Below are 9939 nucleotides of genomic sequence, written 5' to 3'. Positions count from 1 at the left end.
ACGACTCGTACACCGGTTTACAGACACAGCGACACAGAAGTGATCTTCGCTGACACAGTCAGCGAAGGTCACGTCCAGGTATCACAACACTCTCTGAGGGTGCCGGCCGGGGCGGTGGCGGCCGGTCAGGCGACGGCGCCGGCGGCGCGCAGGCCGGCGACGCGCTCCGGGTCGAAGCCCGCCTCGGCCAGCAGTTCGTCGGTGTGCTCGCCCGGCTGGGGTGGCGGGCGGCGTAGCGCGGTGGGGGTGCCCGAGAAGCGGGGCGCGGGGGCCGGCTGGGTGACCCCGTCCCGCCGCACGAAGGTGCCCCGGGACGCCAGGTGCGGGTGGTCCGGCGCCTCCCGCCAGTCCAGCACCGGCGCCACGCAGGCGTCCGAGGAGTCCAGCAGCGCCGTCCACTCGTCCCTGGTCCGGGTGCGGAACAGCCGCGCCCACGACCGGCGCAGCTCCGGCCAGTTCGCCGGGTCGGTGCGGTCCAGCGCCTCGTCCGGGGGGAGCGGGAAGCCGGTGCGCCGGACGAGCTCGTCGTAGAACCGTGGCTCCAGCGCGCCGACCGCCAGGTACCGGCCGTCGGCGCACTCGTAGGTGTCGTAGAACGGTGCGCCGCCGTCGAGCAGGTTCACCCCGCGCGCGTCCTGCCACATGCCGAGCCGGCGCAGCGCGTGGATCTGCGTGCTGAGCACCGCCACGCCGTCGACGATGGCCGCGTCGACCACCTGCCCCCGCGCGCCGCCGCGCACCGCGTACAGGGCGGAGACCAGGCCGAGGGCGAGCATCATCCCGCCGCCGCCGAAGTCGCCGAGCAGGTTCATCGGCGGCACCGGGCGCTCGCCGGCCCGGCCGATGCCGTGCAGCGCGCCCGTCAACGCCACGTAGCCGATGTCGTGCCCCGCGTACGGGGCCGCCGGGCCGTCCTGCCCCCAGCCGGTCATCCGCCCGTAGACCAGCCGGGGGTTCACCGCGAGGCAGTCCGCCGGGCCGATGCCGAGCCGCTCGGTGACCCCCGGGCGGAACCCCTCGACCAGCGCGTCGGCGCCGGCGACCAGGGCCAGCACCACCTCGCGGCCGCCGGGGGACTTCAGGTCCACCCCGACCGAGCGGCGTCCCCGGTTGAGCAGGTCCGGGTGCGGGGTGCCGAACGCCTCCGGGTCCACGTCGGTGGCCCGGTCCACCCGGACCACGTCCGCGCCCAGGTCGGCCAGCATCATCGCGGCGAACGGGCCGGGCCCGATGCCGGCCAGCTCGATCACCCGCACGCCGGCCAGCGGGCCGGCCGGGACGTCCTCGGTCATCGGCACACCATAGGCGAGGCGCGTTTGCGTCGTAAGGGGTCGGGAACCCGCCCGCCGAGACGCGGGAGGTGGCGTGGTCGACGAGCGGATCAGGGTGGCCATGCTGCACGGTCCCGGTCGGCCCGACGCCGACGGCGTCAGCGACTACGTGACGCACCTGGTCGAGGCGCTCGCCGTCGTCGGCGTCGAGGCGACCCCGGTGCCGGTACGCCCCGACGCCGAGCGGGGACGCTGGCGGGTCGCCACCGCCCGGGCCGCCCGCCGGGTCCGTCAGCTGGCCCCCGACGTCGTGCACGTGCAGTTCGCCCCGTCGGCGTACCGGTTCTCGGGGCAGCCCGGACTGCTGCCCTGGCGGCTGCCCCGGCGGGTGCCGCTGGTCACCACCCTGCACGAGTACGGCTGGTGGGCCTGCCCCGGCTGGCTGCCGGGGCGGCTCTGGTCGGCGGTGGAGCGGGCCCGCTGCTGGGACCGGGAGTCCGGCCGGCTGGTGCCGGCCAGCGCCGCCGTGATCGTCACGAACCCCGGCCACGGCGACGTGGTCCAAACGCGCACCGGCCGGGCGGCCACGCACATCCCGATCGCCCCGAACGTCGTCGACCACGTCGGCGCGCCCACCGCGGGGGCGCGCCTGCGGGCGGAGCTGGGCCTGCCGCAGGGCGCGCCGCTGCTGGCCTTCTTCGGCTTCGTGCACCCCGTGAAGGGCCTGCGGTACCTCATCGAGGCCCTGCCCGAGCTGCGGCGCGACCATCCCGACCTGCGGCTGCTGGTGGTGGGCGGGTTCACCTCGCAGGCACTGCCCGAGCAGGAGGCACGGACGTTCCGCGCCGAGCTGACCGGGCTGGCGCAGCGGTGCGGGGTGGCCGACGCGATGACGTTCACCGGGCACCTGCCCGCCGACCGGGTCTCCGCCGCGCTGCACGCCGCCGACGTGGTGGTGCTGCCGTTCACCGCCGGGGTGAGCACGAAGAGCGGGGCCCTGCTCGCCGCCCTCGCCCACGGCGTGCCGACCGCCGTGACCGAGCCCGACGCCAGCGACGCCGGGCCGCACCGCAGCGGGGCCGTGGCGGTGATCGGCGCCCGCCGCGACAGCGCCGCGATCGTACGCACCGTGGGCAGGCTGCTCGCCGATCCGGTGCTGCGCCGCCGGCTCGCCGAGCGCGGGCGGGCCTTCGCCGCCGCGTACTCCTGGCCGAGGGTGGCTGCCGCGCACCGCGACCTCTACGCCCGCACCCTGGGACGCGTCGATGCCTGACCGGTACTCGGACATCCTGGTGGTCGACCTGCTCGGCGGGATCGGCGACCTGCTGATGCTGCTGCCGGCGGTGCACGGCCTGGCCCGCCGCAACCCCGGCGCGCGGCTGCGGGTGCTCACCCACGACCCCGGGGCGGACCTGGTGCGCGCCGACCCGGCGGTCGCCGAGGTGCGCACGCCCCGGCACGGCAGGCCGGGCGCCGAGCGGGAGGCGGTCGTCGCGGCGCTCGCGGCCACCCGGCCGGACCTGGCGGTCGCCACCACCCGCTACGACGGCATCCCCGAGCTTCTCGAGGCCGGCGCCGGGCGGGCCGTGACGAACCTGTGGCGCGATCCGCCGCCCGAGCAGCCGGTCGGCGACCGCTACCTGGAGATCCTCTGCGCCGAGGGGCTGCTCGACGCGGCCGACCGGGCCGCCCGGCCCCGGGTGCACCTGGGCGCCGAGGCCCTGCGGGCGGGGGAGCGGGCCGTGGCGCGGCTGGTGGGGGAGCCCCTCGCGCCGCCGGTGGTGCTCGTCACCGACGCGGGGATGGCGGTCAAGCGCTGGCCGGACCGGTACTGGCACCGGCTGGCCCGCGCCCTGACCCGGCGCGGACACCCGGTGCTCACCGTCGGCCCGGTCGACCCCGCCGCGCCGGTCGGGGTGCCGCTTCCCCGCTCCGACCTGCCCAGCCTCGCCGGCCAGTTCGCGGCGCTGCGCCGGCTCGGCGGGGTGGTGGTCGGGCCGGACACCGGCCCGGTGCGCCTCGCCGCCGCGACCGGCGCCGCGACCGTGGCGCTGTTCGGTCCCACCGACGCCCGGCGGTACGGGATGGGCGGCACCGACCTCCAGGGCCTGCCCGGGTGCGCGTACCGGCGCCCCACCGCCATCACCGAGCAGCCCTGCTGGTGGGAGGCGCGCTGCCCGCTCGACGCGGCCGGCCCGGCGTGCATGGCCGACCTCGACGTGGCGGCCGTGCTCGCCGCCGTCACCGCCCGCTGAGCGCCCGGCGGACGCCGGCGGCGCCGGGGGTGCCCGGTGTCGGTCCGGCGCCGGGACGCGTGTTCCGGCGTGCGCGTTTGCCGAGCCCACGGGCCTGCCCTAACCTTGTCGCGACGAGGGGAGTACTTCCCACGAGCCATCCCGGTCAGTACGGCGTGCCCGGAGCACGCCTCGGGTGGCTGCCCACGAAAAGTGGGTGAAGGAGACCTCGAACATGACAGGGTGTTCGAGGAGGCTCCATGTCCGATTCGTCATATCTTGCTGCCGCCGCCGGTCTCCAGTCGGTGGGCACCCCCACGCTCTGGGGCGTCACCATCGCCGCCGTGCTCGCCCTGCTGGTGCTGGACTTCCTGGTCACCCGCAAGCCGCACGAGGTGTCGATGCGGGAGGCGCTGGGCTGGTCCGCCTTCTACATCGCCCTGCCGCTGGCCTTCGGCGCCTGGGTCTGGGCCCGCTTCGGCTCGAAACAGGGTGTGGAGTACCTCACCGGTTACCTGGTGGAGAAGTCCCTCTCGGTCGACAACCTGTTCGTCTTCATGTTGCTGCTGGCCGCGTTCGCGGTGCCGGCCGAGCTGGCCCAGCGGGCCCTGCTGTACGGCATCACCGGCGCGCTCCTGCTGCGCGCGGTCTTCATCGCGATCGGCGCGGCGGCCCTGCAGACCCTGGACTTCGCCTTCCTGCTCTTCGCGATCATCCTGCTGCTGACGGCGGCGAAGCTGCTGCGCGACGCCCTCACCGGGCACGAGCAGGAAGTCGACATCAGCAAGATGCGCTCGGTGCGGCTGCTGCGCAAGTTCATGCCGGTCACCGAGGACTACCACGGCCCGAAGATGGTCGTCCGCATTGCCGGCCGGCGGACGCTCACCCCGTTCGCCCTCGTGGTGACCGCGCTGCTCGCCACGGACATCGTCTTCGCCGTCGACTCCGTGCCCGCCGTCTACGGCATCACCGAGGACCCGTACCTGGTCTTCGCCACCAACGCGTTCGCCCTGCTGGGGCTGCGCGCGCTCTACTTCGTGCTGCACGCCGCGCTCAGCCGGCTGGTGCACCTCAGCTACGGCCTGGCGATCATCCTGGCGTTCATCGGCCTCAAGCTGGGCCTGCACTGGGCGCACGGCATCTGGAAGGGCGTGCCGGAGATCCCGACCCTCGCCTCCCTGGGCGTCATCATCGGCGTCCTGGTGATCGTCACCCTCACCAGCCTGCGGGCCACCGCCAAGGCCGGCCGGGGCGAGAAGGAGATCGTGGTCGAGCGGCACTGAGGCGTCACCCGTCGCGGTGCGGTTCCGGCCGACCGCGCCTCGCCGCCCCACCCCGGGTGGTACGACTGACGGGTGGGAATCGTGTCACCGGGCTTCCAGGGCCGGCCCCGCTCCGCGGAGCCGGCCCTGCCGCCGGGGCAGTACCTGACGCAGGACTTCCCGGTGCTATCCGCCGGCCCGACGCCGCGGGTGCCGCTGGAGACGTGGGAGTTCGTCGTCTCCACCGAGTCCGGCGCCGAGTTCCGTTGGAGCTGGGACGAGCTGATGGCGCTGCCCCAGGAGACCCCGACGGTGGACATCCACTGCGTCACCCGCTGGTCGAAGCGGAACACCGACTGGCAGGGGGTCTCCCTGGACACGCTGCTGGAGGGCGTCGACACCGGGGCCCGGTACGCGCAGGCCCACTCGTACGGCGGCTACACCACGAACCTGCCGCTGGCCGACCTGCGCGGCGGGCGGGCGTGGGTCGCGCACCGCTACGACGGCGGCCCGCTGCCGGCCGAGCACGGCGGCCCGGCCCGGCTGCTCGTGCCGCACCTCTACTTCTGGAAGTCCGCCAAGTGGGTGCGCGGCATCCGGCTCGGCACGGAGGACCAGCCCGGGTTCTGGGAGACCGCCGGCTACCACGACTACGGGGACCCGTGGCGTGAGCAGCGGTACCAGGGCGATTGACCGCCCCGCTGCGCTGGCGGGTGGCCCGGCTGCGCGAGCGCCGGGTGGAGACGCCGACCGCGCACACCCTGGTGCTGGATACGCCCGGCTGGCCGGGGCACCTGCCCGGGCAGCACGTCGACGTGCGGCTGACCGCCCCCGACGGCTACCAGGCGGCGCGGTCGTACTCGCTGGCCGGCCCGGCCGACTCCGACCGGATCACGCTGACCGTGCAGCGGGTGCCCGACGGCGAGGTGTCGCCGTACCTGATCGACGTCTACACCGAGGGCGACCCGGTGGAGGTGCGCGGCCCGGTCGGCGGCTGGTTCGTCTGGCGGCCGGAGGAGACCGCCCCGGTGCTGCTGGTGGCCGGCGGGTCGGGCGTCGTGCCGCTGATGGCGATGGTCCGCGCCCGCCGGGCCGCCGGCAGCCGGGCGCCGTTCCGGCTGCTCTACTCGGTGCGCACCCCGGCCGACCTGTTCTACGCCGACGAGCTGCGCCGCCGGGTCCGCGACGACCTGGGCCTGGACGTCACGTACGTGTACACCCGCGAGGCGCCGCAGGGCTGGCGGGGCGAGCCGCACCGGATCGGGCCCGCCGACGTCGTCGCCCACGGTTGGCCGCCCGAGCTGGAGCCGCTCTGCTACGTCTGCGGCCCGACGGGGTTCGTGGAGACGGTGGCGGACCTGCTCGTCGGGCTGGGCCACCAGAGCCGGCGGGTGCGGACCGAACGGTTCGGCCCGACCGGCTGAGCGTCGAGGAGGAGCGCCCGATGACCGACACGTACCTGGACGGCAACATGCTCGACGGCCCGCTGCGCGAGCTGTTCGCCGTCGACCTGAGCACCGCCGCCGGGCGGTGCGAGCACTGCGGGATGCTCGGCCCGATGGCCGGCCTGCGGGTCTACCCGCACGCGCCCGGCCTCGTCGGCCGCTGCCCGAACTGCGCCGAGGTGATGCTGCGGCTGGTCCGCTCGCCCGAGCACGCCTGGCTGGACCTGCGCGGGGCCACCTTCCTGCGGGTGCCGATGCCGCCGGAGCAGCCGTACCCGGGCCCGCTGTGACGGCGGGGGAGGGCGCCGCGACAGGACCGGATGCGGGTCGGGTGGCGGACGAGGCCCTGCGGGCGCGGTCGGCGCGGGAGGTGTTCGACGACCACCTGCGGCTGGCCGCCGAGCACCGGTTCGCGGAGGACCTGGCGCGCAACGTGTCGCCGTCGTGCGTGGTCCTGGAGCGGCGGGGCGTGTTCCGCGGGCACGCGGGCGTCGGGGAGCTGGCGCGGCTGCTGGAGGAGGAGCTGCCCGGCGCCCGGTACGCGTACACGAACCGGTTGGTCGAGGGGCGGGTGGCGTTCCTGGAGTGGACGGCGGAGATCGAGGGCGTGCGGGTCCGCGACGGGGCGGACTCGTTCCTCATCGAGCAGGGCTGGATCGTCGCCCAGACCGTCCACTACACCCTGGAGCGGGCCGGCGGCGGGACGGACCGGCCGGCCAGCCCGTGAGGGCCGGGGCGCGCCCGCAACCCGCTGGACAACGGCGGCGCCCCCGGCGACAGTGGTTCGCCGTGAGGTATCTGCGTACGGCGGGTCCGGCCGCCATCCGCCGGCCCCGGTCGACCGACGAGGCCGAGTTCGTCGCGGCGGCCCGGCGCAGCCGGGACCTGCACCATCCCTGGCTCGCCGCCCCCGACGACCCGGCGCGGTACGCCGCGTACCTGCGCAAGATCCGCCGCCGGGACCACGCCGGCTACCTGATCTGCGACCGGGAGTCCGGGGCGATCGCCGGCTACGTGAACATCAGCGGGATCCTCATGGGCGCGCTGCGCGGCGGCTACCTCGGCTACGCCGCATTCCTGCCCTACAGCGGCACCGGACACGCCTCCGCCGGCATCGGCCTGGTGGTCCGGCACGCCTTCGACACGCTCGGCCTGCACCGGCTGGAGGCGAACATCCAGCCCGGCAACGAGCCGTCCCGCCGGGTGGCCCGCAAGCTCGGCTTCCGGCTGGAGGGTTACTCGCCGGACTACCTGTTCATCGACGGGGCGTGGCGCGACCACGAACGGTGGGCGATCACCGCGCCGTCCCCCGCCGGTACGTAGGCCGGTGGCGGCCCGTCGCGACCGCCACCGGCCGCCGGGTCAGCGCCCGGGCCGGCGCGTCTCGGCCCGCTGGACGCCGAGGCGCTCGAAGCGTCCCTGCTTCTGCTCGACGCGCCGGCGCTGCCGGGGCGTGAGCTGCCTGCGACCGCTCTGCCGCAGGTAGATCGGCTGTCGCTGGTCGTTCGACATCGGTGTGCTCATGCGCTGTCCTCCCGTCGCTCGGGTGGCGGTGGAGCACCACCGTGCCGCCGGGGCGGGTGAGGCGCACCCACCCGCCCCGGGTGATCCGCCCTGGCGCGACAGTCCGGCCAGCCACGTCCATTTCGGCGTCGGGCCCGGTGGACCGCAGAGGCGCGGCGAGTGCCCGGCGCCGGTTCACCCGGAGCGGGTGATGACGCGGGGCGACGGTCTTCCTACGGTCGAGTCATGGCTGTCGTGCGTCCGACCCCGGCCGACCCCACGCCGGGCCTGCGGGCCGAGGCCCGGGAGACCGGCGACCAGCGGGCCATGCCGCCAGAGCTCGGCCCGGACTCCCTCGCCGTGCTCAGCGGCCCGACCTTCATGTACTCCGACCCCTGCGGGGACGTGCCGCCGGGCAGCATCGGCGGCCTGGTGCACCTGGACACCCGACTGCTCGGCTGGGTGCTCACCCTCAACGGCGAGCAGCTGCTGGTGCTGCGCGCCGAGACCGTCGACCACTACTCGGCCCAGTACGTGCTGACCAATCCCGCCCAACCCGGCCTGCCGCGGACCGGGCACGTCCGGCTGGCCGAGTGCTGAATCGTCCGACCCGCCACGTTTGCCCCGCCCCGGGGTGGGAACGGGGCCGCAATGACGAAACCTCGTGTGGTGATCGTGGGGGCCGGGTTCGCCGGTTACCACGCGGCGAAGACGTTGAGCCGGCTGGCCCGGGGCCGGGCCGAGATCGTGGTGCTGAACTCCACCGACTACTTCCTCTACCTGCCGCTGCTGCCCGAGGTGGCCGCCGGTGTGGTCGAGCCCCGGCGGATCTCCGTGCCGCTGACCGGGACGCTCGACGGGGTGCGGGTGCTGATCGGCGAGGCCGACCACGTCGACCTGCAGAACCGCTGGGTCGGCTTCACCCAGCCGGAGGGGGACCGCAACCGGATCGCGTACGACCGGCTGGTGCTGGCCGTCGGCAGCGTCAACAAGCTGCTGCCGATCCCCGGCGTGACCGAGTACGCCCACGGCTTCCGTGGCCTGCCCGAGGCCCTCTACCTGCACGACCACGTGGTCCGGCAGATCGAGCTGGCCGAGCAGACCGAGGACCCGGCCGAGCAGCAGGCGCGCGCCACCTTCGTGGTTGTCGGCGCCGGCTACACCGGGACCGAGGTGGCCGCGCACGGCCAGCTCTTCACCGACGAGCTGGTCTCCCAGCGCCCCCGGCTCAAGATCCGCCCGAAGTGGATGCTGCTCGACGTGGCGCCCCGGGTGCTGCCAGAGCTGGACAAGCGGATGTCGGACACCGCCGACCGGGTGCTGCGCCGCCGGGGCGTGGACGTGCGGATGGGCACCTCGGTGGCCGTGGCGACCGCCGACGGGGTCACCCTCACCGACGGCGAGTACGTGCCCACCTGCACCCTGGTCTGGTGTGTCGGCGTGCGTCCCGACCCGTTCGTCGCCGAGCTGGGGCTGCGCACCGAGCGGGGCCGCCTGGTCGTCGACGAGTACCTCGGCGTCCCCGGCTTCCCCGAGGTGTACGCCTGCGGCGACGCGGCCGCCGTGCCGGACCTGGCCCGGCCCGGCCAGATCTGCACCATGACGGCGCAGCACGCGCAGCGGCAGGGCAAGTTGGCCGCGCACAACATCGCCGCCTCCTACGGGCAGGGGCGACGCCGGCCGTACAAGCACCACGACCTGGGCTGGGTGGTCGACCTGGGCGGCAAGGACGCGGCGGCGAACCCGCTGAAGGTGTCGCTGTCCGGGCTGCCCGCCAAGGCGGTCACCCGCGGCTACCACCTGCTGGCGATGCCGGGCAACCGGATCCGGGTGGGCAGCGACTGGCTGCTCGACGCCGCGCTGCCGCGCCCGGCCGTGCAACTCGGCCTGGTCCCGGCCAACGCCGTCCCGCTGGAGAGCTCCTCGCCGGAGGTGGCCGTCCGGGCCCGCTGACCCGCCCACCCGGTGTCCCGGGCGGACGAAAGGTCCGCTTCCCGACGCCTCGGACAGGGCCCGGCACGGGGCGAGGGCCGTCGGGTCGCCTTCGACGCGGCCGGGGGTGCGGGGCGAGGGCCGTCGGGTCGCGCCGACGCGGCCGGGGGCTCGGCGCGGGGCCAGGGCCAGGCGGAGGTGGTCGGTGGCGCGGGCGGTCGGGGTGGCTCAGCGCGGGACGAGGGCGGCGTCGGTGGCGGGCCGGGCGCCGGCGACGAACGCGTCCAGGGCC

At 75.4% G+C, this 9939-nt stretch carries 12 protein-coding genes; 10 read left to right on the top strand and 2 right to left on the bottom strand.

Annotated features, from left to right (window positions below; all coding sequences use genetic code 11):
• Window positions 1–125 precede the first annotated feature (125 nt).
• Window positions 126–1292, bottom strand: coding sequence for a CaiB/BaiF CoA-transferase family protein (locus tag AB0G13_RS32215; RefSeq protein WP_357882676.1), 1167 nt, complete (start codon window positions 1290–1292; stop codon window positions 126–128).
• Between the two features lie 73 nt (window positions 1293–1365).
• Here AB0G13_RS32215 and AB0G13_RS32210 point away from each other — a divergent pair, with 73 nt between their 5' ends.
• From AB0G13_RS32210 to AB0G13_RS32175, 8 genes are all read left to right on the top strand, one after another.
• Window positions 1366–2544, top strand: a complete 1179-nt coding sequence (locus AB0G13_RS32210) for a glycosyltransferase (protein ID WP_357882673.1) — start codon at window positions 1366–1368, stop codon at window positions 2542–2544.
• The gene (locus AB0G13_RS32205; RefSeq protein WP_357882670.1) at window positions 2537–3526 is read left to right on the top strand and encodes a glycosyltransferase family 9 protein; all 990 of its coding nucleotides are present in this window, start codon (window positions 2537–2539) and stop codon (window positions 3524–3526) included. The genes AB0G13_RS32210 and AB0G13_RS32205 overlap by 8 nt, the downstream gene beginning before the upstream one ends.
• A gap of 239 nt (window positions 3527–3765) precedes the next feature.
• A complete protein-coding gene (locus AB0G13_RS32200; RefSeq protein ID WP_357882668.1) occupies window positions 3766–4788 on the top strand; it encodes a TerC/Alx family metal homeostasis membrane protein in 1023 nt (340 codons plus the stop codon).
• An 81-nt stretch (window positions 4789–4869) separates the two neighbouring features.
• Entirely contained in the window at window positions 4870–5460 is a 591-nt protein-coding gene (locus AB0G13_RS32195) for a sulfite oxidase-like oxidoreductase (RefSeq protein ID WP_357882679.1), read from the top strand.
• Window positions 5457–6191: a ferredoxin reductase gene (locus AB0G13_RS32190; protein WP_357882665.1), complete on the top strand. Its 735-nt coding sequence runs from the start codon at window positions 5457–5459 to the stop codon at window positions 6189–6191. Before AB0G13_RS32195 ends, AB0G13_RS32190 begins: the two co-directional genes overlap by 4 nt.
• A 20-nt stretch (window positions 6192–6211) precedes the next feature.
• Window positions 6212–6502, top strand: a complete 291-nt coding sequence (locus AB0G13_RS32185) for a DUF6510 family protein (protein ID WP_357882662.1) — start codon at window positions 6212–6214, stop codon at window positions 6500–6502.
• 41 nt (window positions 6503–6543) lie between these two features.
• Entirely contained in the window at window positions 6544–6939 is a 396-nt protein-coding gene (locus AB0G13_RS32180) for a hypothetical protein (RefSeq protein ID WP_357882659.1), read from the top strand.
• 62 nt (window positions 6940–7001) lie between these two features.
• The gene (locus AB0G13_RS32175; protein WP_357882656.1) at window positions 7002–7535 is read left to right on the top strand and encodes a GNAT family protein; all 534 of its coding nucleotides are present in this window, start codon (window positions 7002–7004) and stop codon (window positions 7533–7535) included.
• 39 nt (window positions 7536–7574) lie between these two features.
• On the opposite strand, the gene AB0G13_RS32170 is transcribed toward AB0G13_RS32175, so the two are convergent.
• A complete protein-coding gene (locus tag AB0G13_RS32170) occupies window positions 7575–7736 on the bottom strand; it encodes a hypothetical protein (protein ID WP_357882653.1) in 162 nt (53 codons plus the stop codon).
• Between the two features lie 225 nt (window positions 7737–7961).
• Here AB0G13_RS32170 and AB0G13_RS32165 point away from each other — a divergent pair, with 225 nt between their 5' ends.
• Together AB0G13_RS32165 and AB0G13_RS32160 are read left to right on the top strand one after the other, a co-directional pair.
• Window positions 7962–8315 (top strand): glycogen debranching N-terminal domain-containing protein, encoded by a 354-nt coding sequence (locus tag AB0G13_RS32165; protein ID WP_357882650.1) that lies wholly within the window; start codon window positions 7962–7964, stop codon window positions 8313–8315.
• A gap of 51 nt (window positions 8316–8366) precedes the next feature.
• Complete coding sequence (locus AB0G13_RS32160) at window positions 8367–9668, top strand: NAD(P)/FAD-dependent oxidoreductase (RefSeq protein ID WP_357882647.1); 1302 nt, start codon at window positions 8367–8369, stop codon at window positions 9666–9668.
• The last annotated feature ends 271 nt before the right edge of the window (window positions 9669–9939 follow it).

It is taken from the genome of Micromonospora sp. NPDC023633 (assembly GCF_040640035.1).
Classification (GTDB): Bacteria; Actinomycetota; Actinomycetes; order Mycobacteriales; family Micromonosporaceae; genus Micromonospora.
The sequence above is the reverse complement of the archived record's forward strand: the minus strand, read 5'-3'. Positions and strand labels throughout refer to the sequence as shown.